The sequence below is a fragment of the Streptomyces sp. NPDC107581 genome (assembly GCF_055657175.1).
Genome location: NZ_JBVKBH010000006.1, coordinates 557,216 through 581,411 on the forward strand (window position 1 = coordinate 557,216; position 24,196 = coordinate 581,411).

A 24,196-nucleotide genomic window follows, 5' to 3' on the forward strand; every position below is an offset into this window, starting at 1 on the left:
ATCACCTACCCGTCAGTACATTGACGCCATGTCTAACACGCAGGCCCGGCCGGTGGAGTCCGAGCGCATACCGCTCAAGGCCCGCAACGTGTCCTTCTCCTGGGAGGACACACCGCTGCACTGGGTGCCCGGCGACCCCTTCACCACGCACACCATCAACGTGCTGCACCTGCTGCTGCCCGCCGGTGAGCGATGGTTCGTGCAGGTGTACAAGCAGGTGCTGCCGCTCATCCGGGACGACCGGCTCCGCGAGGACGTCGTCGGCTTCATCGGGCAGGAGGCGATGCACTCCCAGGCCCATGACGAGGTCCTGCCGCACCTGCGCGAGCAGGGGCTCGACCCGACGCCGTACACCGCCCAGGTCGACTGGTTCTTCGAGAAGCTGCTCGGGGACCGCACCCTGCCGCCGGGCAGGGCGCGCCGCTGGTGGCTGCTGGAGCGGGTCGCGCTGATCGCGGCGATCGAGCACTACACCGCCTTCCTCGGCGACTGGGTGCTCAACGCCGCCGAGCTGGACCGGCGCGGCGCCGACCCGACCATGCTGGACCTGCTGCGCTGGCACGGCGCCGAGGAGGTCGAGCACCGCTCCGTCGCCTTCGACCTGTTCACCCACGTCGACGGCAGCTACCGGCGCCGGGCGCGCACCTGGGCGACGGCCTTCAGCGCACTGGTGTTCCTGTGGCAGCGCGGGGTCCGTTTCTTCCTGGAGAACGACCCGACCGTGGGGGACGGCAAGGCCTCCCTGAAGGACTTCTACGTCCGCGGGCGGCAGGGCACCCTGCCCGCCACCGGCGACATGCTCAAGTCCATCCCGCGCTACCTCAGCCGCTCCTACCACCCCTCCCACGAGGGCTCCACCGCGCAGGCCGTCGCCTACCTGGCCTCCTCCCCCGCCGCGCTCGCCGCGGAGAAGGCGGCGTCGTGATGCCGAAGCTGCGCACCGTCGCCCTCGTCACCGGGGCCGCCCTGCTGACCCGGCGGGCCCTGCGCCGCCGGGTCAAGGCCTCGCCGCTGTGGCCGCTGCCCGCCCTGGACCCGCCGCTCTCCGGCCGCCCCCGCTCACGGGCCCTGCGGCTGCTGCTCACCGCCCGTGAGACCGTCGCCGACGGAGTCGTGCAACTGCGCCTGGAGGGGAGCGGGCTGCCGGGCTGGGAGCCGGGTGCGCACCTCGACCTGGTGCTGCCGTCGGGACTCGTCCGGCAGTACTCGCTGTGCGGCGATCCGCAGGACACGTCCTCGTACACGCTCGCCACCCGGCTGGTGGAGGACGGCCGGGGCGGCTCGCGCGAGGTGCACGAGCAGCTCACCGAGGGCATGGAGCTGGAGGTGCGCGGACCGCGCAACCGCTTCCCGCTGGTCGGGGCACCCTCGTACGCCTTCGTCGCCGGCGGCATCGGCATCACGCCGATCCTGCCGATGCTGCGGGCCCTGCCGGAGGGCACCGACTGGCGGCTGCTGTACGGCGGACGGACCCGGGCGTCGATGCCGTTCCTGGAGGAGGTGAGCAAGCTCGCCGGGGACCGGCTGACGCTGGTCGCCGAGGACGAGGACGGCCGCCCCGGCCTGGAGGCGTGGTTCGCCCGGGTGCCCGAGGGGGCGGCGGTGTACTGCTGCGGCCCGGAAGGCCTGACGGCGGCGGTGGAGGCACGGCTGCCCCGGGGATCCTCGCTGCACCTGGAGCGGTTCGCGCCCCGCGCCTCGGCCGGCGGGAACGCCGAGTTCGAGCTCGAACTCCGGCGCAGCGGGCGGTCGTTGACGGTGCCGGCCGACTCCACCGTGCTGGCCGCCGTGCGCCGGGAGCTGCCGGACACCGCCTACTCCTGCGAGCAGGGCTTCTGCGGGACCTGTCAACAGCGGGTGCTGGAGGGCGAGGTGGATCACCGGGACGAGCTGCTGACGGATGCGGAGCGTGCCGACTCGATGCTGATCTGTGTATCGCGGGCCAGAAGTGGGCGTCTCGTGCTGGATCTGTGACGAAATCATGCGAATGCCGGTACCGGTCCGGCCCGTTCGGGGCCGGATTCGATCGGTAAGGTGTTCGCATGAGTACCGGGGTTCGCCGCAGGATGGGTGTCGAGGAGCGACGGCAGCAGCTGATCGGTGTCGCGCTCGACCTGTTCAGCCGCCGCTCGCCCGACGAGATCTCCATCGACGAGATAGCGTCGGCGGCGGGCATCTCGCGCCCGCTGGTATATCACTACTTCCCCGGCAAACTGAGCCTGTACGAGGCCGCGTTGAAGCGCGCCGCGGAGGATCTGGCCGACCGGTTCGCCGAGCCCCGCGAGGGTCCGCTGGGGGCCCGGCTGCTGCGTGTGATGCGCCGCTACTTCGACTTCGTGGACGAGCACGGCCCCGGCTTCTCGGCGCTGATGCGCGGCGGCCCGGCCGTCCCCGCGGACGGGCTCCACTCGAGGGAACACGTCTCGGCGACCAACGCGCTCATCGACTCCGTACGCCAGGCCGCCTATGACCAGATGCTGTCGCACCTGGGCGTCGTCGACGCACCCCCGCGGCTGGAACTGGTCGTCCGCTCGTGGATCTCGCTCGCCGAGTCGACGGCGCTGATCTGGCTGGACGGCCGGCGCATCCCGCGCGCCGAACTGGAGCTGCAGCTCGTGCACGACTTCGCGGCCCTGGCGGCGGTCAGTGCCGCCCACGACCCCGACATGGCCGCCCTGCTGCGCACCATGGTCAAGGACGAACCGGCCGACGGGCCCTTCGCGGAGCTCGTCGGCCGGCTGATCTCGCTGGCTCCCTGACCCCGCCTACCAGACGAACTTCCGGTAGGAGGGGTCCAGGTCGCGGACCTCGGCGGAGGCGTGCAGGGTGACGCCGTCCTCCGGCGCCACGTATCTGCGCAGCAGTTCCAGCGCGGTCTCCGTCAGCCGCTCCTTGGTCTCCTCGCTGCGGCCGGCGAGGAGACCGATGGTGACGTGCACGATGGCGTGCCGCTCCTCCTCGGGGTCCTCGTAGCCGAACGTCGCGAGGCAGTCGTGCCGGATCAGCGTCTTGCAGGACTCCGGCTTGGCCGCCGCGATGTCGACCACCGCCTCGTGCAGTGCCAGGGTGAATCCGTCGATGTCGAAGGCGTCCTCCCCGGGGTGGAAGCAGTCGACGGTGATCTGCGGCATGGGAACTCCCGTTCTAAGGCGATGCCCCGACCCTACTCCGCCGCCCGGGTGAAGACCGCCACCGTCCGCGCGGGAACGGTGAACGTGCCCGGGCCGGCCGCGTAGGACGAGGTCTTCACCACCGGGTCCGCGCCGGACGCCTGCACCGGATGCAGCCGGTAGGGCGTCCCGGCGAGGGCGGCGATGTGCTGCTCCTGCCGCTGCGGAGTGGCGTTGAAGACCACGACCAGGTCACCGAGGCGCATGGTGATCACGCCGGGCGTCTCGTCCTTGCCGGACAGCGGGAAGGAGAGCCGGTCCTGCACCTGCGCCGCCGTACCGAGCGAGAAGGCCTTCTCCGTCGTACGGATCCTCAGCAGGTCCTGGTAGGCGGCGGAGGAACCGTTGATCTGCGGGCATCCCACCTTCACCGTGCCGAGCAGCGGCTTGGCGTAGCTCCACTTGGACTGGTTGTCGGCCGCCATCGGCAGACCGCGCCCGAAGCCGTTGCCGTCGGCGCAGTTCCAGTGGATGGCGTTGAACCAGTCGCCGCTGTCGAAGGAGTTGCGGTCCAGCGACTTCGAGCGCAGCAGGTCGGTGCCCGCCTGGGAGAGGGACGGCCCCTGCGAGAGGGCGGCGGTGGCCATGGCCAGGACCTGCATCCGGGCCCGGTCGGACGCGGAGGTGTCCTTGGGCAGTTTGTAGGTCAGGGCGTCGAACAGCGACTCGTTGTCGTGTGCGTCGACATAGGCGAGGGCGTCGCCGGGCGCGTCCGCGTACCCGGCGGGCGAGCCGTTGTAGTCGATCTCGGAGCCCTTGGCCTGCTTGCCGTCGGTGTCGGTGAAGGTGAACGACTTCAGGTTGCCGGTCAGGCCGACCTTGATCAGGTCCTGGTAGTGCAGGAGGCGGGCCTTCTGCTCGGCCGGGGTGCCGTTGGCCGCGGACGAGTTGGGGTCGGTGTAGAGCCCGGAGGCGAAGCCCTGGACGCCGGGGTCCGCATCGAAGGGGCTGCCACCGCGTACGGCGTCGCGGGCGCGGTCGGAGAAGGTGGCGATGCCGGTGCCGGCCATGTTCTGCTGCGTGGCCTGCACGAACCGGGCGTCGTTCGCGACCTCCCCGAAGTTCCAGCCCTCGCCGTACAGGATGATCTTCTTGCCGTCGACGCCGTCCTTTTCGGGGGTCAGCGCGTCGAGGGCCTTCCTGACCGCCAGGATGTTGGCCTTCGGGTGGTGGCCCATCAGGTCGAAGCGGAACCCGTCGACCTTGTACTGCTTGGCCCAGGTGACGATCGAGTCCACGACCAGCTTGCCCATCATCGCGTTCTCGGGCGCGGTGTTGGCGCAGCAGGTGCTGTCGGCCACGCTGCCGTCGGCGAGGAGCCGCTGGTAGTAGCCGGGCACGATCCGGTCCAGGACGGAGGTGTCCGCCTGGCCGCTCGCGGCGGTGTGGTTGTAGACGACGTCCATGACGACCCTGAGGCCGTCCCCGTTCAGCGCCTGGACCATCCTGCGGAACTGGACCGTGCGGGCGGTGCCGTCGGGGTCGGTGGCGTACGAGCCCTCGGGGACCGTGTAGTGGTACGGGTCGTAGCCCCAGTTGTAGGCGTCCTTCGCGGCGGTCTTCGCCACGCACGCCTGCTGCTGGTCGGAGTCGGCCGGGTAGGAGGCCAGGTCGCAGTCGGTCCTCGCCTGGTCGGCCTTCTTCTCCGGGACGGTGGCGATGTCGAAGGCGGGCAGCAGGTGCACGTACGAGGTGCCGGACTCCGCCAGCTGCCGCAGGTGCTTCGAGCCGTCGCTGTTCTTGTCCGTGAAGGCCAGGTAGGTGCCCTGGTCCCGCGCCGGGACGGTCCTGTCGGCGACCGAGAAGTCCCGGATGTGCAGCTCCTGGATCTGGGCGTCCTTCAGCGGTACGGCCCTGGGCTTGCGCAGAGCCGCCCAGCCGCCCGGCGCGAGGGACCTGTCGTTCAGGTCCACGACGAGGCTGCGCTCGGAGTTCGCGGTGAGCGCCACCGAGTAGGGGTCGGTGACCTTGTTGGTGACCATCTTGCGGACGCTGGGCGCCCAGACCTTCACGACGTACCGGTAGGGCTTGCCCTTCCAGGACGCGGGGCCGGTGACCGACCAGACGCCGGTCGCCGCGTCGCGGTGCATGGCGATGCTGCGGCCGTCGAGGTCGAGACGCACCGACTGGGCCGTCGGCGCCCATACGGACAGGGTGGGCCTTCCGTCGTGGAAGACCGGCCCGAGCCTGCTCTTCGTCGCCCCGGAGTACAGGTCGTCCAGCACCCCGGCGCTCTGCACACCGGTCGCGGCGAGGACGGCGCCGTTCGCGGCGCGCTGCGAGGCCACGAGCTGCCCGCCGAGCGCCTCGCGCACCCGGTCCCGGTCGCGCGGGTCGACCGACCAGGCGGTGTAGTCCTTCAGATGCGGGAACTTCGCCTTCTGGGCGTCGGTGAGCGTGGTCCTCGTCAGCCGCAGCCAGCGCTCGTCGTCGCCGGCCAGTGTCCCGTCCTCGACGGCGATCGAGCCGTCGTGGGAGTACAGCAGCTGGGTGGAGGCGGCGCCGTCGACGCCGTTCCAGGCGACCGTGTTCCGGTCGATCCAGACCGCCTTGGACGTGGTCAGGTCGAGGGCGGCCGCGCTGCCGGCGGGCTGCGGCAGCAGGTACTTCTCCTGGCCGTTCAACAGCCACACCTCGTGGCCGTTCACCTTGAGGTCGAGTGACTGGTCGGTGGGGAGATCCTTGTCGTCGCCCTTGTGGATGATGTAGCTGAGGCTGGTGGCACCCTCGGTGAGCGGCACCTCGAAGACCGCGCCATAGGCATCAGTCTTCACCGGCTCCAGCGGGTTCGACCAGTCGGTGGGGTGCGCGGCACCCGTCCAGACGTGCAGGCCCCAGCCGTCGTAGTTCCCGTCGGCGCGGTGGTAGTGGACGACCGCCTTGGCCGTGTCCTGCGCGGGATAGCCGGGCTTGGTCGTCAGTACATCCGGCTTGCCCTGCTCGATCCAGACCTCCCCCGTCCTGGTGACGTCGATGGACCGGTCGGCGGAGACGTCCTTGTCACCGTCCTTGTCGATGACCAGGAAGCCGACGTTCGAGGCACCGGGCCTGAGCTTGACGTAGGCGAAGGCGCCGTACGCGTCGCGGCCCACGAAGGGGTGGCTGTCGGGCCAGTCGGTCGACTCGCCGTCGGCCAGGTCGCCCCAGGCGTACAGGCCCCAGTCGGCGTAGTCGCCGTCGGCGCGCTTGTAGTGGACGATCGCGTAGTCGCGGGAGGAGGCCGTGGGGACCTCGGGCGCGGGCGGGGTGCCGGTGGTGCTGCTCGCCGTGGCACTCGTGGTGCGCCCGGCCGAGTCGATCACGACCGCCTTGTAGCGCAGGGCGGTGCCGGCGGGCACGGCCTTGCCGAGGGTCTGGGTGACCTTGTAGGGGGCGTGGTCGGCGGAACCGAGGGTGCGCCACCGTCCGTTGCCGACCTGGGCGGCGAAGACCACGCGGTCGAGCTGACCCCCGTCGGCATCGGCCGTGACGTCCACGGTTCCCGTGGCCCCGGCGGCCGGGGCCTGCAGGGTGAGGGTCGGCGTGGTGGCGGGCTTCGCCAGGGCTCCGGTGGCCTTGAGGACGACCGCGGAACCGGCCGGGACGGTGACGGTGACCTTGCGGCCGGCGTCGGACGTCACCGACTCGGAGGTCCCGTAGATGCCCCGGTAGGTCATGCCGGCCGAGCCGGTGGTGAAGGTCGCGGACTTCTCGCCGTCGGCGTTGTTGAAGGCGACGACGTACTCGGCGCCCGTCTTCGGGTCCGTCCGGGTGAAGGCGTAGAGGCCGGGCCCGTCGGCCGCGTACCGCTCGCTCTGGACGCCGTCCGTCAGGGCCGGGTTGGCCTTGCGGAGCCTGGAGAGGGCGGCGATCTCCCGGTAGAGCGGCGCGCCGGTGTCGTACGCGTCGCTCGCGTGGGTGCGGTCGGTGCCGATCTCGTCGTCGTCCAGGTAGTCGGCGACCCTGGAGGCGAACATCGTCTGGCGGGCGTCCTTGTCACCACCGGATCCGGTGAAGCCCTGCTCGTCGCCGTAGTAGACGACCGGGTTGCCGCGGCTGAGGAACATCAGCTCGTTGGCGAGCCGGTCCTTGCGCAGGATCTCGGCGTCGGTGGCCTTCGGGTTGTCCTGCTTCAGGAAGTACCCGATGCGGCCCATGTCGTGGTTGCCGAGGAAGGTGACCTGCTCGTACGCGTTGGCCTTGTCGGTCGTGTACTTGTAGTCGTCACCGAAGACGCTCGCCAGCCGCTGCGCGCTGCCGCCCTGGGAGGCGTAGGCGCGGGCCGCGTCCTGGAAGGGGAAGTCGAGGGTGGCGTCCAGGCGGCCCTGGGTGACGTACGGCGAGGTGACGGAGGTGTCGGCGGAGTAGACCTCGCCGAACATGAAGAAGTTCTTCCGCCCGTGCGCGGCCGCGTATCTGTCGAGCGCGGTGGCCCACTGGGTCCAGAACTCCATGTCGACGTGCTTGACGGTGTCGATCCGGAACCCGTCCACGCCGAAGTCCCGCACCCACCGTTCATAGATCTTCTCCATGCCCCGGACGACCTCGGGACGCTCGGTCCACAGATCGTCCAGACCGGAGAAGTCGCCGTAGGTCGTGGACTCGCCGGCGTAGGTCGAGTCGCCCCGGTTGTGGTACATCGTCGGGTCGTTGAGCCAGGCCGGGACCTTGCTGTCGCTCGTGACCTCCGGCGTACGCGGGAAGGAGTCGGCGTCCACGGCGGGGAACTTCCGGCTGCCGTCGGCGTAGTCGGCGTCGTCGAAGGGCCGCCCGTCCTTGGTCAGGTACGGGAAGGCACCCTTGGACAGATAGTCGTACGACTTCTCTTTGTAGTCCACGACGTCGGCGGTGTGGTTGGTGATGACGTCGAAGAAGACCTTCATGCCCTTGGCGTGCGCCGTGGAGATGAGGGTCTTGAGGTCGTCGTTCGTCCCGAAGTGCGGGTCGACCTGGGTGAAGTCGGTGATCCAGTAGCCGTGGTAGCCGGCCGACGCGTTGCTGCCCGTGCCCTGCACCGGACGGTTCTTGAAGATCGGCGCCATCCAGATGGCGGTGGTGCCCAGGCCCTTGATGTAGTCGAGCCGCCTGGTCAGGCCCTTGAGGTCGCCGCCCTGGTAGAAGCCCTTGTCGGTGGGGTCGTAGCCGGTGCTCAGGCGGGAGCCGGTCAGGCCGCCCCGGTCATTGGACCTGTCCCCGTTGGCGAAACGGTCCGGCATGACGAAGTAGAACTGCTCGCGGGTGTCGTCGTGCCGGGCGGGCTGGGCCGCGAGACTGGCGTCCGACGGGGGCGGGGGCGGGGCGGCGGCGTGCGCGGCCAGTGGCTGGATCAGTGCGGCGGCGAGGGCCGCAGCGGTGACGGCCGCGGCTCGTCCCGCTCGTGGGGTACGGCGCGCGCGGGGCGCCGGCCATCTCGGTATCACAGGCGGTAACTCCTAGCGAATGCGGCTCTCTTGGGTCCGACCCCAACGCCGCGGCACGCCATCGCTGCCGGGCGCCCGCGTGACCGTATCGCTGACGAAAGGTTTACAGCAAGAGTCCTGAAACCGATGGCAAGAACTTTCACCGACTCCGATGCCTACGGAGACGTCCGGGTGTCCGGCTCCTGGTACCCCGGTGGCGCGTGACGGGTAGCCCGGTGATGTGTGACGGGTGCCCCGGCGATGTGTGACGGGTAACCCGGTAAGGCCTGACGGTGTGTCGGCAGCCCGGAACGGACCGGACGGGCACTCCGAGGGCCCCGCCGGCGCCTCGGACTCCCGTTGCGTGATGCGCTGAACGGGTGAAGAGTTGGTCCTGGAGCGGCTTTCACCGCGGGCCTCGGCGCAGAACCGGACCGCGGGACCGCCCTCGGGGAGTTCTGTCCGCAACGGACACCGCAGTGCGACACACAGCCCGTCTGGATGCGCGATGGCCGGAATCACCAGGCGACATGTCTTCCACCTGAGCAGCGCATCGGCCTTGGCCGCGGCGCTCGCGCTGCCCGCGGCTCCCGGGACCGTTCTGCCGGCGCCGCAGGTCCATGGCGAGGCCAGGGTGGACGTGTCAACGCCCCCGCCGCCGAAGCCCCCTCCCCCATCGACGCCGAGCACCGCGTCGGCCACGACACCACACCCTTCGCCGACGATCAGCACTCCCTCGCCGACGACCAGCGCTCCGCCCTCGACAACATCGCCCCCGGCGCCTCTACCGACCGAGTCGTCGCGCACCGATGAGCCGCCCAGTCCCAGCGGAACGGACACTGCCGCGTCCGACGCGGTGACGGAGCAGAAGAAGGACATCGATGAGGTGACGGGAGACCTGAACCAGAAGAAGGGGGAAGTTCCGGAGGAGCTCGCCCCGAGCCTGGAGCAGCTGACCGCCACCCTGAAGGCGGTGCAGGACCCGGGGACCTCTCCGCAGGAGCGTGACAGCGCCATCAGGAGCGCGCAGGCGCTGAACTCCACACTGGAAGTGATCGCCGATCCCCGGACACCTCGCGCGCTGCGGGGCCAGTTGACCGGGCTCGTCAAACAGGTGACCGCCGCGCTGGACGCGGCCAACCACTCGGGGACACCGCCGGAGCAGCGGCGCGTGATGTCCCTGGTGGCAGAGAGGTCGGCAGCCCTGCTGGGCACGATCGGCGACCGCGCCACACCGGAGGAGCTGCGTCGGCCTCTGATCGGGAGCGCGCACGCCGCGACCTATGGGGCGACAACAGGCAGCCATGATGCGCAGGCCTTGAAGCTGGCGAAGGCGATGTCTGTTTCGTTCCTCATCGTCAGCGACCCGAACACACCGTACAAGTATCGGAAGGAACTGGCGGAGGACACATACGATGTCGGCTCTTCTCTGCTGAAGCAGGACCGCTCGGACGAGAAGTCGGATCGGATGAAGAAGAAGCAGGAGGAGGCCGCGTCCGCCCAGGGCCTGCCGGACGTACCACTCCCCAAGGCGGCCGAAGTCTGCACCAATGCCGTCTTCGATTCCGTCCAGGACGACACTCTGAACGACGATCTGAAGAGCGTGGTACCCAAGAGGTGGGCGACCGAAGGCGTCAACGATTTCTGGAAATCGAGGGAAGCGGGCAACGACTCGCTCGACGTACTCGTGCAGCTGGAGAACGAGGAGCCCGCCGACGCCCCGCTGCAAATCAAGCGCCTCATCCCCAAGCTCGCCGATTCCCTACCGGCAAGCGAGCTCATCGGGACCCTCGGCACTCCGGGTCTCAATTGCCTGCGGGCGGCTCTGCAACTCGACCAGGATGCGGGGGTCGAATCAGGTTCCTGGGTCAAGATGGCTAAGCAGAAGGAATAGACTTCAGCAACTCCGCCACGGACACCTCCGAAGAGGACTTGACCGTGGAAACGCCGAACCTGTCCGAGTCTTTTCTCAGTTTGGCGCGACTTCTGCCAGTCGTTGCCGCCTCAAAGTCGACAAAAGAAGAAATCGAATATTTAGGAGTATCTGCCGGAAACCACACAGCTGTCACATAGCGCGGTTTTCGCGTCACGTTGACCAGGTTGTTATTGTGGTGCACCCTGCCGCGATATATGAGCGCCTCCTTGCAATCCGACGGATGGCAGAAGTACGGGCTGCCCTTGAGCCACGACGGGTGTGGCTTACGGAAAACCGCCTCATCGATTCGCCCTCGATCCTGCCTCATGTACGTAATCTGCAGGTCGACGTGGAGCAGGTCGTACTGGATCCCCTTGGGAATCTGAAATACGTGCACCAGATTGTCCTCCTGCCCGCTTCCGAGGACTTGACCGGGCACATAGAAGCGCGCGCTGCTTATGGGCGTAAATTCAAGTTGATCGACGTGACGCTCCGCCTCGTCGGAGTCGTGGCCCTCGTGGTAGCTCTCCTTCCATTGCTTCTGGGTCGCGTCCCCCTGAGCGGAATATTGGGCAGTTCTGCCGTAGACCGTGAAGTCATTGATGATGACGTAGACCGAGACCTCTCCGGTGTTCTTGACGGACAGATTGAGCGGCACCTGGACGAACGGCCGACCGCGGTCCGCCCGCGCCGTTCCGAATTCGGCCTTCAGGGCGAAGCGTATGGGAGCCACTGCGGGTTGGTACATGGTCGAGTACGCCAGGCTGACAGTAGTCAGGAGGGCCGACACGAACACTCCGGTGGCGAATTTCCTGGGTTGCGGGACCCCTTTCCACGCTTTCTCCCGGACCAGCAGGAAGAGTGCCCCCAGCGACCAGCACCAGAGCGGTATGAACGCCAGCATGTAGGGCGTGGGTTCCCGCTCCTCGAGCCACATCAGAAGGAGGATACTGTTGGTGGCAAGCGATATGAGGACGCCGAGCAGGACGATCCCACCGGAGACTTGGGACCGCCTTCTTCCGGAGTGGTCGAGGACCGAGATCGCCGCCGCGACCTGTACCAGACCCGACAGGACGAACAGGGCCCCGGTTATTCGCTGCGCAAAAGTCAGGGCGCCGGAGGCGTCCGGCCATCCGACCTTTCCGTTGAGGATCGCGGACGCGACCAGTCCCAGCACCATGAGGACGCCGGTCGCGCGCCTTCTCCAGGACCGGTCGGGCCAGGTGCCGCTGCCCCCGCCGCGCCAGCACACGGATGCCGGGTCCTCCACGTCCACGTCCGGGTAGCCACGGCGGTCGAGTACTTTTCGCAGTTCACGCAGCGACCAGGCGCTGCCTGCGGCCGACCCGCCGATGGTGACCCGGCGAAGGCCACGGCTGTCCGGCGCCTCGACGACGACCCACGGACGCATGCTCATGGGGCCAGCCTCGGACCGGTCCCGTGACCCCGCACACGGAATTGCTCCGGTTGGACCCGCGCGGACCCACCCCGCGCCCGCCCGACGGCGAGCAGGACGAGCAGGACGAGGTGGGCCCGGCCGTCGGCAGGTTCAGCAGCTCGACTTGCCCGTATAGATCGCCAGGGCCGTGTTGGACCCCAGCGTCGCCGTGAACTGTCCGCCGGCGTTCACCGTCACCGTCGTGCCGTTCTGCACATTGCAGTACGTACCCGCGGACAGGGACGTCTGGTACGTGCGGGTCAGCGACGAGGATTCGTGGTTGATCGCCACGTACCCCTTGCTCCCCCGGCCGAAGGCGATCGCGTTGTTGCCGTCGTCCCACCAGTTGGAGACGGCCTGCCCCCTCGTCGCGTTGCGGAAGGCGACCATGGACTTGATCTCCGGCCAGGCGTGCTGGCACTTCCAGCCGTCCTGCCAGCAGGCGTTGACCTGGCCGCCGTTGGGCGGGCCCGCGTCCGCGTCCGACCACTCGTAGCCGGAGTTGATGTCCGGGGCGCCGTAGGGGTAGGCGAGCATGAAGACGTTCGCCAGGGTGTAGTTCGCGCCGTCCTTGTAGTTGAGGGTGCTGCCGTTGCGTTCGGTGTCGTGGTTGTCCACGAAGACGCCCGCCACCGAGCTGCTCAGGTAGCCCCAGCCCTCGCCGTAGTTGCTCAGGTACGCCAGCTTCTCGTTGTTGAAGACGCGCTTGAGGTCGTAGGCGTAGCGGAACTCCTGGACGTCTCCGTTGCCGGTGTACTCGGTGGGCTGGACGGCCTCGTTCGCGCCGTAGATGACCTCTTGTTTCCAGTAGACGGAGGGGCTGGTCAGGCGGCTCTTGATGTTGGCCAGGTCCTCGGCCGGGATGTGCTTGGCCGCGTCGATGCGGAAGCCGTCGACGCCCAGGGAGAGCAGGTCGTTCATGTAGCCCGCGATCGTCTTGCGGACGTACTCCTCGCCCGTGTCCAGGTCGGCCAGGCCGACCAGTTCGCAGTGCTGGACGTTCCAGCGGTCCTGGTAGTCGGTGACCGGGGACGTGCAGTCGTCGAAGTCGTAGGACGAGTACAGGCCGGGGTAGTTGTATTTCGTGTACGAGGAGCCGCCGGTGCCGGTGCCGGAGCCGGCCGACATGTGGTTGACGACGGTGTCGACCACGACCTTCACTCCGGCCGCGTGACAGGTGTTCACCATGGTCTGGAACGAGGTGCGGTCGCCGAGGCGGCCCGCGATCTTGTACGACACCGGCTGGTACGACGTCCACCACTGCGGGCCCTGTATGTGCTCGGCGGGCGGGGAGACCTGGACGTATCCGTAGCCGGCGGGACCGAGAGTGCTGCTGCACTCCTTGGCCACCGAGGCGTAGTTCCACTCGAACAGGACGGCGGTGACGTCCTTGGTGCCGGGCGGGGAGGCCTGCGCTGTAGTCGGGTACATGCCAATCGTGACGGCGGCCGTGAGGGCGACCACCGCCGGGAGGGTTCTGCGTGCCATGTGGGGGTCCTTCGTCCTTGAAGGCGCTTGCTGAAATGTTTCAGCAAACTTGCGGTGACGCAGATGTTAAAGGCCCGCTGCCTGAAAGACAGCGGGCCGTTGTGAAGTTGATGCAAGAACTTTCGGACGGGCCGTCAGGCCACGGTCGTCCACCACACGGTGGTGTCGGCCGGTACCTTCGTCTCGCCGTCGGCCTCGGTCACCTCACCGCTGGTGAGCAGGGTGCGGCCGTAGGACGGGGTCGTCACGGACTCGCCGGTCGTGTTCGCGACGCACACGAACTCGCCCCGCCGGAAGGCCAGTACGCCCTCCGGAGCCCGCAGCCACTCCACCCCGTCGCCCGCGCCCAGGTCCGGCTGCTGCCGGCGCAGGCGCAGAGCCGCGCGGTACAGCTCCAGGGTGGAGTCCGGTACACCCGTCTGCGCCTCGACGCTCAGCTCGGCCCAGCTCTCCGGCTGCGGCAGCCAGCTGCCCCCGCTGCCGAAGCCGTACGAGGAGCCCTCCCGGGTCCACGGGATCGGCACCCGGCAGCCGTCGCGGAAGCCGTCCTGGCCGGCGCCCCGGAAGTAGGCGGGGTCCTGGCGCACCTCGTCGGGGAGGTCCACGACGTCCGGCAGACCCAGTTCCTCGCCCTGGTAGATGTAGGCCGAGCCGGGCAGCGCGAGCATGAGGAGCGTGGCGGCGCGGGCCCGGCGCAGGCCCAGTGCCCGGTCGCCCGCCGTGCGGATCTGGGTGCCGAGGCCGGGCGGGTTGGCGAAGCGCGTCGCGTGCCGGGTGACGTCGTGGTTGGACAGGACCCAGGTGGCGGGGGCGCCGACCGGGCGCATCGCCTCCAGGGTGCGGTCGATGACCGAACGCAGCTCGCCCGCCTCCCACTCCGTGCCCAGGTACTGGAAGTTGAAGGCCTGGTGGAGTTCGTCGGGGCGGACGTAGTTCGCGGTGCGCTCGACGGTCGGGGTCCAGGCCTCCGCGACGAAGATCCGCTCGCCCGCGTACTCGTCGAGCACCGTGCGCCACTGGCGGTAGACGGCGTGCACGCCGTCCTGGTCGAAGAACGGCATGACATCGTTGCCCAGCAGCTTGAGCTGGTCGCGGGAGCCGAGGTCCGGCAGGCCCTCGGCCTTCACCAGGCCGTGCGCCACGTCGATCCGGAAGCCGTCGACCCCCATGTCCAGCCAGAACCGCAGGATCGAGCGGAACTCGTCGCCGACCGCGGGGTGTTCCCAGTTGAAGTCGGGCTGCTCGGGGGCGAAGAGGTGCAGGTACCACTCGCCGGGGGTGCCGTCCGGCTCGGTCACCCTGGTCCAGGCGGGGCCGCCGAAGATGGACTCCCAGTCGTTGGGCGGGAGTTCGCCGTTCTTCCCCTTGCCGGGGCGGAAGTGGTAGCGCTCCCGCAGCGGCGAGCCGGGGCCCTCGGCGAGCGCCCGCTTGAACCACTCGTGCTGGTCGGAGGAGTGGTTGGGGACCAGGTCGACGATGATGCGCAGGCCCAGCCCATGGGCGTCGCGGATCAGGGCGTCGGCGTCGAGCAGGTTGCCGAACATGGGGTCGACGGCACGGTAGTCGGCGACGTCGTAGCCGGCGTCGGCCTGCGGCGAGGCGTAGAAGGGGCTGAGCCATACGGCGTCCACGCCGAGGTCGCGCAGGTGGGGAAGTCGGGAGCGTACGCCTTCCAGATCGCCCATGCCGTCGCCGTTGCTGTCGGCGAAGCTGCGCGGGTAGACCTGGTAGATCACCGCGTCCCGCCACCAGTCGCGCCGCTTTGCGACGGTGGCGACCGCGGAGTCGTCGGCCGGGGCTGCAGGGTGCTGGTGACTCATGGCGTCCTTGATGCGTAAGGGAGTTCGGGTCATGGGGCGTGGGTACGGCGGCCGGAGCCGGGGCCGGGCGTGTGGTGTGCAAGGCGGCCGCGGTGTCAGCGGGGTCGGATGGACACCGCGGCCGCCTACCCGCGCGACAGGCGCGCGGGAGCCCTGGTGCGAAGGGGCTCAGCCCTTGGTGCCGCCTGCGGTCAGGCCGGTGACGAGGTTCTTCTGCACGAGGTAGAAGAACACGGACACGGGTATCGCGATCAGCACCGCGGTGGCGGCCATGTAGTTCCACTGGGCGTCGTGCTCGCTGACGAAGGTCTGCAGACCGACGGCGAAGGTGTACTTCGAGTCGTCCAGCATGAAGGTGGTCGCGAACGCGACCTCTCCGACGGCGGTGATGAAGTTGTAGAAGGCGGCGACGGCCAGCCCGGGGCGGGCCAGCGGCAGGATCAGCCGGAAGAAGGTGCCGAAGGGGGTGAGCCCGTCCACGCGCCCGGCCTCGTCTATCTCGAAGGGGATGGTGTCGAAGTATCCCTTGAGCAGCCAGGCGCTGTACGGCACGGCCGTGGTGCAGTTGATGATGATCAGCGACCAGTAGGTGTCGATGAGGCCGAGCTCGCTGAAGATCTCGTACATCGGCACGATCAGGATGGCGATCGGGAAGGCCTGGGTGAGCAGCAGCACCCACATCAGCGACTTGTAGCCGGGAAAGCGCATGCGCGAGACGGCGTAGCCGGTGGTGGCCGCGACGAAGACACCGATGAGGGTGGTGCCGAGGGCCACGATCATCGTCGACTTGAACCAGTCGAAGAAGGCGGTGTGCTGCAGCACGAAGCTGTAGTTGGAGAAGGTCAGCTTGCCCAGGATCTTGCCCGGGTGCAGGTAGTCGTCCTTGTCCGGGCCGAGGGACAGGAAGATCAGCCAGGCCACGGGGGCCAGCGCGATCAGGCTGGCGAGGGCGAGGCCGGCGTGCAGGAGGGCGGCGCCGAGCGGGCCGCGCTCGCCGCGCCGGCGGGTGCGGCGGGGCGGCTGCTGCGCGGTGCGGGCGGGCCCGGCCCCGGTCTTCTCGAGGGTCGTGGTGCTCATGGCGGCGGCTCCTGCGGCGTCAGACGGCGAGCTGGTCATTGCGCTTCAGCCAGCGGAAGTAGAAGGAGGTGAAGACGGTCAGGATCGACAGCAGCAGCACGCCGTACGCGGCGGACTGGGCGAAGTCGCGCGGCTGCTGTCCGAAGCCCAGGTAGTAGGCCCAGGTGACGAGGATCTGGGCGTCGGGCGCGCCGGTGGGGCCGAACAGCAGGAAGATGATGGCGAACTGGTTGAACGTCCAGATGATGCCGAGCAGCACCACGGTGGAGCTGACCGAGCGCAGGCCGGGCAGGGTGACGTGCCGGAACTGCTGCCAGGCGGTCGCGCCGTCCATCTCCGCGGCCTCGTACAGCGTGGAGTCGATGGACTGCAGGCCGCCGAGCAGCGAGAGCATCATGAACGGCACACCGCACCAGGTGTTGACCATGATCGCGGCGAACCGCTGCCAGAAGGTGTCCTCCAGCCACTGCGGCTGGGGCAGGTGGAGCGTGTGCAGGACCTGGTTGACCGCGCCGGAGTCGGCGAGCATGATCCGCCAGGAGAAGACGGTGACGAAGGCCGGCACGGCCCAGGGCAGGACCAGCATCAGCCGGTAGAAGGTCCGGCCGCGCAGCTTCTGGTTGAGCATGAGCGCGAGGCCCAGGCCGATGGTGTAGTGCAGGGCCACGCAGGCGACCGTCCAGAAGACGGTCCACAGGAAGTGCGACCAGAAGCGGTCGTACGACAGCGGGCCGAACAGGATGTCCTTGTAGTTGCCGGCCCCGATGAACTTGTACGTGGCGTCGATGTGGTTGACACCGATGGTGCGCGCCGAGTTCAGGCTGTTGGCGTCGGTCAGGGTCAGATAGACACCGCGCAGCAGCGGATAGCCGACGATGACACCGAGCACGACGACCACCGGCGCGATCATCGCGTAGGCGTACCAGTGCTTCTGGAGTCCGTTCTTGATGCGCTGGCCCAGGCCGGGCCGCGGCGCGCGGTCACCGCGGCGGCTGCCGGTGGCGCGGTCGATGGCGACTGTCATGTTCGACACCTTCGGAAGATCAGGGGGCGGGCCTGGGCACAGGCCGGTGGCCGTCGGATCCTTCCCTCCTTCCGGGGAGGATCCGACGGCCACGCGGACGTCACTTGCTGAAGTCGGGCACCAGCTTGGCGATGGCCACCTCGGCGTTGCTCAGGCCCTTGTCGAGGGACTCCTTGCCACCGGCGATCTTGGGCAGCTCGATGTCCAGCGGGCCCCACAGGGAGCTGTACTCGGGCAGCGCCGGGCGGGGCTGGGCGGCGGCCAGGACGCCCTGGTAGCCGGCGATGCCGGGGTCGGCCTTGACCTGGGCGGTGTAGGCGTCGGAGCGGGTGGGCAGCGTGGAGTTCTTCAGGGCGATGGTCTCCTGGGACTTCGCCGAGGTCATGAACTGCACGAACTTCAGCGCCGCGGCCTGGTGGGCCTTGTCGGAGCCGGCGTAGACCGAGAGGTTGTGGCCGCCGGTCGGGGCGCCCGCCTTGCCGCTGGAGCCGGCCGGGACGGTGGCGATGCCGAGGTTGGCCTTGTCCTTGAAGGCGCTGCCCTTGTAGAAGTTGGTGATCTCCCAGGGGCCCTGGATGATCGCGGCGACCTTGCCGTTGACGAACGCGTCCTGGATGTGGGCGTAGGCGTCCGCGGTGGTGTCGGCCTTGTGCAGGCCCTTGCCGGAGAAGGTGCTCAGCCAGGTGCCGTAGGCCTTCTTGGCGGCGGCCGCGTTCACGGTGATCTTCTTGGCGGCGGCGTCGACGGTGTCGGTGCCCTCGCCGTAGAGGAAGGACTGGGCGTAGTAGGCCTGGGTGGAGCCCCAGTAGCCGTCCACGCCGGTCTTGCCCGTGACCTTGGCGGCGTCGGACTTCAGCTCGTCCCAGGTCTTGGGGGCCTCGGTGATGCCGGCCTTCTTGAAGAGGGCCTTGTTGTAGACCAGGGCGAGGGTGTCGGTGACCAGCGGCGCGCCGTAGGTCTTGCCCTCGAACTGCGCCTGCTTGATCAGGTTCGGCTCGAACTTGGCCTGGTCGGCGAGGGCGTCGGTGCCGTCCAGCGGCAGGAAGTAGCCCTTCTTCGCGAAGGCGGGGGTCCAGCCGACCTCGGAGCGCAGCACGTCCGGGGCGCCCTTGGAGCCGGCGGCGGTGTCGAACTTGTTCTGCGCCTGGTCGAAGGGGACGTTGACGTACTTGACCTTGATGTTCTTGTTGGCGGCCTCGAACTGCGAGACCAGGGCCTTGTACGTCGGTGCCTCATTGGTGGCGTTGGAGGTGTCCCACCAGGTGATGGTGACCGGGCCGTCCGACTTGCTGTCGCTGTCGCTCCCGCCGCACGCCGTCGCCGCCAGGGCGAAGGACGCCACCAGCGCGGAGGCCGCTATGCCACGCCGCATGAGTTCTCCTTGAGGGTTTGGCCCGTATGCAGGGAGCGGTCCCGTCCGCCGTCCCTGGTCTTGCCGACTGCGCCGTTGCGTCCGCCGGGCGAAGGGAACGTAACAGCGATGTAAGCGTTGCGAAAGACCTTGCAGAAAAAAAGTGCAAGGCAACCCGATGGTTACCCTGTCGTGACCTGCCCGCCAGGTGTGTACTGGCCTCTTACGGCGCCGATCAGGCGGCGGACGGGCGACTTGTGCAAGACTCTGCAAGTTCTTGCTACGCAAGGCCCCCCACAGAAGGACTGAGGAGCGCGATGAGGCAGCAATCCCCGGCAGGACGTCCGGCCGCCCGCGCACGGCGTCCCGTCGGTGTGCAAGGCGGGGTGCGGCCGGTACAGTCCAGTGCCGTGACCACACGGCTTGCGGACATCGCTGCGCAGGCGGGGGTGAGCGAAGCGACCGTCAGCCGCGTCCTCAACGGGAAGCCGGGCGTCGCCGCCACCACCCGCCAGTCCGTGCTCGCCGCGCTGGACGTGCTCGGCTACGAGCGTCCGGTACGGCTGCGCCAGCGCAGCGAGGGCCTGGTGGGCCTGATCACCCCGGAGCTGGAGAACCCGATATTCCCGGCGCTGGCCCAGGTCATCGGCCAGGCGCTGACCCGGCAGGGCTACACGCCGGTGCTCGCCACCCAGACCCCGGGCGGGTCGACGGAGGACGAGCTGACCGAGATGCTGGTGGACCGCGGGGTGGCGGGGATCATCTACGTCTCCGGGCTGCACGCCGACACCACCGCCGACATGCAGCGCTACGAGCGGCTGCGGGCGCAGGGCGTGCCCTTCGTACTGGTGGACGGTTTCTCGCCGAAGGTGCAGGCGCCGTTCATCTCCCCCGACGACCGGGCCGCGATGGCGCTGGCGGTCACCCACCTCGCGTCGCTGGGGCACACCCGGATCGGGCTGGCGCTCGGCCCGAAGCGGTTCGTGCCGGTGCAGCGCAAGATCGAGGGCTTCGTGCGCGCGGTGCAGGAGCAGCTGGGGCTGAGCGCCGAGACGGTCGAGACGGAGCTGGTCCAGCACTCGCTGTACACCCTGGAGGGTGGCCAGGCGGCCGCGACCGCGCTGATCGAGCGGAAGTGCACGGCGGTGGTGTGCGCGAGCGACATGATGGCGCTCGGTGCCATACGGGCGGCCCGGCAGCTGGGCCTTCAGGTGCCCAGGGACGTGTCGGTGGTGGGCTTCGACGACTCCCCGCTGATCGCCTTCACCGATCCGCCGCTGACCACCGTCCGCAAGCCGGTCCCGGCGATGGGGCAGGCCGCGGTGCGCACCCTGCTGGAGGAGATCGGCGGAACGCCCGCGCCGCACAGCGAGTTCGTGTTCATGCCGGAGCTGGTGGTGCGCGGCTCGACGGCCTCGGCGCCGGGAGACCGCAGCCGTTCGTAGGACCCGGCGTCTCGTACCAACGCCGTAGGACGTGCGCGGCGGACCAGACCTTGGGATGATCTGCCGAGGAAGCCTTTTCTGGCAGACTTGGTGCCTATGAGTGACTCGACCGTGACAGAGCCGGAAGGTCGCGAGGAGGTGGCCGTTCCGCAGGCCGTCACGGGCGAGGACAGACGGGGTTTCCGGCTCCTCCTGCACCGGCCGCGCCGGCCGCGCCGGCCACGGCTGTGGTTCGAGATCCTGCTCATCGCGGTGAGTTACTGGACCTACTCGCTGATCCGCAACGCCGTCCCGGAGCAGAAGGCGCAGGCGCTGCGCAACGCCGACCGGGTCTGGCGCCTGGAGCACCACCTGGGCGTCGCCGTCGAGGAGTCGGTCAACCACGCCGTGAACTCGGTGACCTGGCTGATCATCGGGATGAACTACTACTACGCCACACTGCACTTCGTGGTCACGCTCGGTGTCCTCGTGTGGCTCTTCCGGTGGCATCCCGGCCGTTACGCGGCGGCCCGTCTGGTGCTGTTCGCGACCACCGGTGTGGCCCTGGTCGGCTACTACCTGTTCCCGCTCGCGCCGCCCCGGCTGATGAACGGCGGGCACTTCGTGGACACGGTCACGGTGCACCACACCTGGGGTTCGATGGCCTCGGGCGACCTGAAGCACATGTCCAACCAGTACGCGGCGATGCCGTCCATGCACATCGGCTGGTCGCTGTGGTGCGGGCTGACGATCTTCGCGCTGGCGTCGGTGCCGTGGGTGCGCGTGCTGGGGCTGCTCTATCCGACGACGACCCTCGCGGTGATCGTTGCCACGGCCAACCACTTCTGGCTGGACGCGGTCGGCGGGGTCCTCTGCCTGACCTTCGGCTTCACGGTGGCCCGGCTCTGGTACGGCGGCCTGCCGCACACCCTGCCGAGGCTGGTGCCGGCCCCGGCCGCCCGGCCGGCTCAGGTCCCGGCCGCGTAGAACAGCTCCTCCACGACCGTGCGCGCCCTGCGGGCCGTACGGCTGTAGTCGTCCAGCATGTCCCCGGCGTGCCCGGCGCCGTAGCCCAGGTAGCGGCCGACGGCGGCCAGCTCGCGGGGCTCGGTGGGGAAGGTGTCCCCGGCCCGGCCGCGCACCAGCATGACCGCGTTGCGCACCCGGGTGGCCAGCACCCAGGCCTCGTCCAGCACGGCCGCGTCCACGGCGGACAGCAGCCCTGCCTCGTGCGCGGCGGCCAGGGCCGCACGGGTGCGGGTGGTGCGCAGGCCCGGCTCGCGCCAGCCGTGGCGCAGCTGGAGCAGCTGGAGCGTCCACTCGACGTCGGACAGGCCGCCGGGGCCGAGCTTGGTGTGCAGTCTGGGATCGGCGCCGCGCGGCAGGCGCTCGGACTCCATCCGGGCCTTCAGCCGGCGGATCTCGCGGACCGCCTCGTCGCCGAGGCCGCGCTCCGGGTAGCGCAGCGGGTCGATCAGCTCGATGAAGCGGCGGGCCAGGTCCTCGTCCCCGGCGACCGGCTCGGCCCGCAGCAGCGCCTGCGACTCCCAGACGAGTGACCAGCGGCGGTAGTAGGCCTCGTACGACTTCAGGGTGCGCACCAGCGGCCCCGACTTGCCCTCGGGGCGCAGGTCGGCGTCGATGAGCAGCGGCGGGTCGGCGCTGGGCACCTGCAGCAGGCGGCGCATCTCGGCGACGACCTTGTTCGCGGCCGCCGCGGCCTCCTGCTCGTCCACACCGTCCTGGGGCTCGTGCACGAAGAGCACGTCGGCGTCGGAGCCGTAGCCCAGTTCGTGGCCGCCGAAGCGGCCCATCCCGATGATCGCGAACCGGGTGGGCAGGGTCTCGCCCCAGCCGCCCCGCACGACGGCCCGCAGGGTGCCCGCCAGGGTGGCGGCCGTCAGGTCGGAGACCGCGGCGCCGACCCGGTCCACCAGGGCGCCCTGGTCGGACTCGGCGTGGCTGGTCTCGGTGCCGTAGGACGAGACGATGTCCGCCGCGGCCGTCCGGAACAGCTCGCGGCGGCGCACGCCGCGGGCCGCGGTGACGCCCTGCTCGGCGTTCCCGGCACGGCCCACGGCGGCCAGTACCTCCTGCTCCAGCGGGGCGCGGTCGCGCGGTCCGAGACCACCGGCGCCGCCGTCGCCGTCGCCGAGCAGGGCCACCGCCTCCGGGGCGCGCATGAGCAGGTCCGGCGCGAGACGGCCGGCCGACAGGACCCGGGCCAGGTTCTCGGCCGCCGCGCCCTCGTCCCTGAGCAGCCGGAGGTACCAGGGGGTCTTGCCGAGGGCGTCGGAGACCTTGCGGAAGTTCAGCAGGCCCGCGTCCGGATCGGCGGAGTCCGCGAACCAGCCGAGCAGGACCGGCAGCAGCGTGCGCTGGATGGCCGCCTTGCGGGTCACCCCGGAGGCGAGGGCCTCCAGGTGGCGCAGGGCCGCGGCCGGGTCGGCGTAGCCGAGGGCGACCATGCGTTCCCGGGCCGCCTCGGCGCTCAGCCTCGCCTCGACGGGGGCGAGCTGGGCGACCGCGTCGAGCAGCGGGCGGTAGAAGAGCTTCTCGTGCAGCCGGCGTACGACGCCGGTGTGCCGCTTCCACTCGCGCTGCAGCTCGGCCACCGGGTCGGTGCGCAGGCCCAGGGACCGGCCCAGCCGCCGCAGGTCGTCCTCCGCCTCGGGGACGAGGTGGGTGCGGCGCAGCCGGTACAGCTGGATGCGGTGCTCCATCGAGCGCAGGAAGCGGTACGCCTCGTCCAGGCGGGCGGCGTCCTCGCGGCCCACGTAGCCACCGGCGGCGAGGGCCTGGAGGGCGTCGAGGGTGGTGCCGCTGCGCAGGGAGGGATCGGTGCGGCCGTGCACCAGCTGGAGGAGCTGCACGGCGAACTCGACGTCCCTGAGGCCGCCCGGGCCGAGTTTGAGTTCGCGGTCGATCTCCGCCGCGGGGATGTTCTCCACCACCCTGCGGCGCATCTTCTGCACGTCGGCGACGAAGTTCTCGCGCTCGGCCGCCTTCCAGACGAGGGGTTCGAGCGCGTCGACGTACGCCCGGCCCAGCTCGGCGTCCCCGGCGACCGGGCGGGCCTTGAGCAGGGCCTGGAACTCCCAGGTCTTGGCCCAGCGCTGGTAGTAGGCGAGGTGGCTGCTGAGGGTGCGGACGAGGGGGCCGTTGCGGCCCTCGGGGCGGAGGTTGGCGTCGACCGGCCAGATCGAGCCCTCGACCGTGGTCTCCGAGCAGATCCGCATCATGTGCGAGGCGAGCCTGGTGGCGGACCTGAGGGCCTTGGCCTCGTCGGCGCCCTCGGCCGCCTCCGCCACGAAGATGACGTCCACGTCGGAGACGTAGTTCAGCTCGTGGCCGCCGCACTTGCCCATGGCGATCACCGACAGGCGGCAGGCGGCGGTGTCCTCGGGGGCGGCGGCGCCGGCGAGGGCCAGGGCGGCGCGCAGGGTGGCGGTGGCGAGGTCGGCCAGTTCGGCGGCGGTCTCGGCGACGTCGGTGGTGCCGCACACGTCACGTGCCGCTATCGACAGCAGGCAGCGGCGGTAGGCCACGCGCAGGGAGACGGGGTCGGTGGCCGCGGCCAGGCCCCGCTCGAACTCCTCCACGCCCGGGTGCAGGTCCCGGGGTTCGTAGGTGACCAGGGCCTGCCAGTCGCTCGGGTGGCGGGCGAGGTGGTCGGCGAGGGCGGCGGAGGCGCCGAGGACGCCCAGGAGGCGGTCGCGCAGGGGTTTGGCCGACGTGAGTGTGTCCAGCAGCTCGCGGTGGGCGGTGGGGTCGGGCTGCGCCTCCAGGAGCCGGGCCAGGCCGTGCAGGGCCAGGTCGGGGTCGGCGGTGGCACCCAGGGCCTCCAGGAGGACCGGGTCGTCACGGAGCGGGGACAGCTCGGCGCTGTCCAGCAGGCGCTCGGCCGCGGACGGGGCGGTGAAGCCGTGCCGTAGCAGCCGCGTGAAGGTACTGCTCCTGCGCCCCGGCGTCATCCGCGGCCTCCCCTCGGATCGAGCACGTCCTGGCCAGAGCCTATCCGGAGCGGACGTTCGGGGCTCCGGTGCGGTGGTGTGCGGGGGCGCCGCGTCTGTGCAGGGCGCCGCGTCTGTGCAGGGTGCCGTGTCCGTGC

The 24,196-nt window shown here is 69.8% G+C and carries 15 protein-coding genes; 6 read left to right on the forward strand and 9 right to left on the reverse strand.

The window, feature by feature from the left end:
• Positions 1–28: 28 nt before the first annotated feature.
• The 3 genes from ACZ7P3_RS18710 (at position 29) to ACZ7P3_RS18720 (ending at position 2,759) form a co-directional block, all read left to right on the forward strand.
• Entirely contained in the window at positions 29–925 is an 897-nt protein-coding gene (locus tag ACZ7P3_RS18710; RefSeq protein ID WP_472082918.1) for a metal-dependent hydrolase, read from the forward strand.
• The gene (locus tag ACZ7P3_RS18715) at positions 925–1,974 is read left to right on the forward strand and encodes a PDR/VanB family oxidoreductase (protein ID WP_472082920.1); all 1,050 of its coding nucleotides are present in this window, start codon (positions 925–927) and stop codon (positions 1,972–1,974) included. Before ACZ7P3_RS18710 ends, ACZ7P3_RS18715 begins: the two co-directional genes overlap by 1 nt.
• Before the next feature lie 92 nt (positions 1,975–2,066).
• Positions 2,067–2,759: a TetR/AcrR family transcriptional regulator gene (locus ACZ7P3_RS18720; protein WP_472082999.1), complete on the forward strand. Its 693-nt coding sequence runs from the start codon at positions 2,067–2,069 to the stop codon at positions 2,757–2,759.
• 6 nt (positions 2,760–2,765) lie between these two features.
• On the opposite strand, the gene ACZ7P3_RS18725 is transcribed toward ACZ7P3_RS18720, so the two are convergent.
• Together ACZ7P3_RS18725 and pulA are read right to left on the reverse strand one after the other, a co-directional pair.
• Positions 2,766–3,131: a 5-carboxymethyl-2-hydroxymuconate Delta-isomerase gene (locus tag ACZ7P3_RS18725; protein ID WP_472082922.1), complete on the reverse strand. Its 366-nt coding sequence runs from the start codon at positions 3,129–3,131 to the stop codon at positions 2,766–2,768.
• Between the two features lie 32 nt (positions 3,132–3,163).
• Positions 3,164–8,569 (reverse strand): pullulanase-type alpha-1,6-glucosidase, encoded by a 5,406-nt coding sequence (pulA, locus tag ACZ7P3_RS18730; protein WP_472082924.1) that lies wholly within the window; start codon positions 8,567–8,569, stop codon positions 3,164–3,166.
• Positions 8,570–9,404: 835 nt separating this feature from the next.
• Between pulA and ACZ7P3_RS18735 the strand changes: the two genes are divergently transcribed.
• Positions 9,405–10,442: a hypothetical protein gene (locus tag ACZ7P3_RS18735; RefSeq protein WP_472082926.1), complete on the forward strand. Its 1,038-nt coding sequence runs from the start codon at positions 9,405–9,407 to the stop codon at positions 10,440–10,442.
• Here ACZ7P3_RS18735 and ACZ7P3_RS18740 read toward each other — a convergent pair.
• The 6 genes from ACZ7P3_RS18740 to ACZ7P3_RS18765 form a co-directional block, all read right to left on the reverse strand.
• Entirely contained in the window at positions 10,426–11,880 is a 1,455-nt protein-coding gene (locus tag ACZ7P3_RS18740) for a hypothetical protein (protein WP_472082928.1), read from the reverse strand. The genes ACZ7P3_RS18735 and ACZ7P3_RS18740 overlap by 17 nt on opposite strands.
• Before the next feature lie 132 nt (positions 11,881–12,012).
• Positions 12,013–13,389 (reverse strand): alpha-amylase, encoded by a 1,377-nt coding sequence (locus tag ACZ7P3_RS18745; RefSeq protein ID WP_472082930.1) that lies wholly within the window; start codon positions 13,387–13,389, stop codon positions 12,013–12,015.
• Positions 13,390–13,523: 134 nt separating this feature from the next.
• Complete coding sequence (locus tag ACZ7P3_RS18750) at positions 13,524–15,209, reverse strand: glycoside hydrolase family 13 protein (protein WP_472083001.1); 1,686 nt, start codon at positions 15,207–15,209, stop codon at positions 13,524–13,526.
• Positions 15,210–15,377: 168 nt separating this feature from the next.
• The gene (locus ACZ7P3_RS18755) at positions 15,378–16,286 is read right to left on the reverse strand and encodes a sugar ABC transporter permease (RefSeq protein ID WP_472082932.1); all 909 of its coding nucleotides are present in this window, start codon (positions 16,284–16,286) and stop codon (positions 15,378–15,380) included.
• 19 nt (positions 16,287–16,305) lie between these two features.
• The gene (locus ACZ7P3_RS18760; protein WP_472082933.1) at positions 16,306–17,310 is read right to left on the reverse strand and encodes a carbohydrate ABC transporter permease; all 1,005 of its coding nucleotides are present in this window, start codon (positions 17,308–17,310) and stop codon (positions 16,306–16,308) included.
• Positions 17,311–17,410: 100 nt separating this feature from the next.
• Positions 17,411–18,682 carry an extracellular solute-binding protein gene (locus ACZ7P3_RS18765; protein ID WP_472082935.1) on the reverse strand — a complete coding sequence of 424 codons (1,272 nt, stop codon included), beginning with the start codon at positions 18,680–18,682 and terminating at the stop codon, positions 17,411–17,413.
• 389 nt (positions 18,683–19,071) lie between these two features.
• Here ACZ7P3_RS18765 and ACZ7P3_RS18770 point away from each other — a divergent pair, with 389 nt between their 5' ends.
• Both ACZ7P3_RS18770 and ACZ7P3_RS18775 read left to right on the forward strand, forming a co-directional pair.
• Positions 19,072–20,106 (forward strand): LacI family DNA-binding transcriptional regulator, encoded by a 1,035-nt coding sequence (locus ACZ7P3_RS18770; RefSeq protein WP_472082937.1) that lies wholly within the window; start codon positions 19,072–19,074, stop codon positions 20,104–20,106.
• A gap of 96 nt (positions 20,107–20,202) precedes the next feature.
• Positions 20,203–21,072: a phosphatase PAP2 family protein gene (locus ACZ7P3_RS18775; RefSeq protein WP_472082939.1), complete on the forward strand. Its 870-nt coding sequence runs from the start codon at positions 20,203–20,205 to the stop codon at positions 21,070–21,072.
• Here the strand turns inward: ACZ7P3_RS18775 and ACZ7P3_RS18780 are convergent.
• A complete protein-coding gene (locus ACZ7P3_RS18780; protein ID WP_472082941.1) occupies positions 21,054–24,059 on the reverse strand; it encodes a bifunctional [glutamine synthetase] adenylyltransferase/[glutamine synthetase]-adenylyl-L-tyrosine phosphorylase in 3,006 nt (1,001 codons plus the stop codon). The two genes, ACZ7P3_RS18775 and ACZ7P3_RS18780, sit on opposite strands and share 19 nt — an antisense overlap.
• Between the last annotated feature and the right edge of the window lie 137 nt (positions 24,060–24,196).

Excerpts from the sequence above, each read along its gene's own strand:
- ACZ7P3_RS18715 (WP_472082920.1), top strand. The coding sequence starts at position 925 with ATGCCGAAGCTGCGCACCGTCGCCCTCGTCACCGGGGCCGCCCTGCTG.
- ACZ7P3_RS18755 (WP_472082932.1), bottom strand. The coding sequence starts at position 16,286 with ATGAGCACCACGACCCTCGAGAAGACCGGGGCCGGGCCCGCCCGCACC.
- ACZ7P3_RS18725 (WP_472082922.1), bottom strand. The coding sequence starts at position 3,131 with ATGCCGCAGATCACCGTCGACTGCTTCCACCCCGGGGAGGACGCCTTC.
- ACZ7P3_RS18745 (WP_472082930.1), bottom strand. The coding sequence starts at position 13,389 with ATGGCACGCAGAACCCTCCCGGCGGTGGTCGCCCTCACGGCCGCCGTC.
- ACZ7P3_RS18750 (WP_472083001.1), bottom strand. The coding sequence starts at position 15,209 with ATGAGTCACCAGCACCCTGCAGCCCCGGCCGACGACTCCGCGGTCGCC.
- ACZ7P3_RS18720 (WP_472082999.1), top strand. The coding sequence starts at position 2,067 with ATGGGTGTCGAGGAGCGACGGCAGCAGCTGATCGGTGTCGCGCTCGAC.
- ACZ7P3_RS18780 (WP_472082941.1), bottom strand. The coding sequence starts at position 24,059 with ATGACGCCGGGGCGCAGGAGCAGTACCTTCACGCGGCTGCTACGGCAC.
- ACZ7P3_RS18710 (WP_472082918.1), top strand. The coding sequence starts at position 29 with ATGTCTAACACGCAGGCCCGGCCGGTGGAGTCCGAGCGCATACCGCTC.
- ACZ7P3_RS18765 (WP_472082935.1), bottom strand. The coding sequence starts at position 18,682 with ATGCGGCGTGGCATAGCGGCCTCCGCGCTGGTGGCGTCCTTCGCCCTG.
- ACZ7P3_RS18760 (WP_472082933.1), bottom strand. The coding sequence starts at position 17,310 with ATGACAGTCGCCATCGACCGCGCCACCGGCAGCCGCCGCGGTGACCGC.
- ACZ7P3_RS18740 (WP_472082928.1), bottom strand. The coding sequence starts at position 11,880 with ATGAGCATGCGTCCGTGGGTCGTCGTCGAGGCGCCGGACAGCCGTGGC.
- ACZ7P3_RS18775 (WP_472082939.1), top strand. The coding sequence starts at position 20,203 with ATGAGTGACTCGACCGTGACAGAGCCGGAAGGTCGCGAGGAGGTGGCC.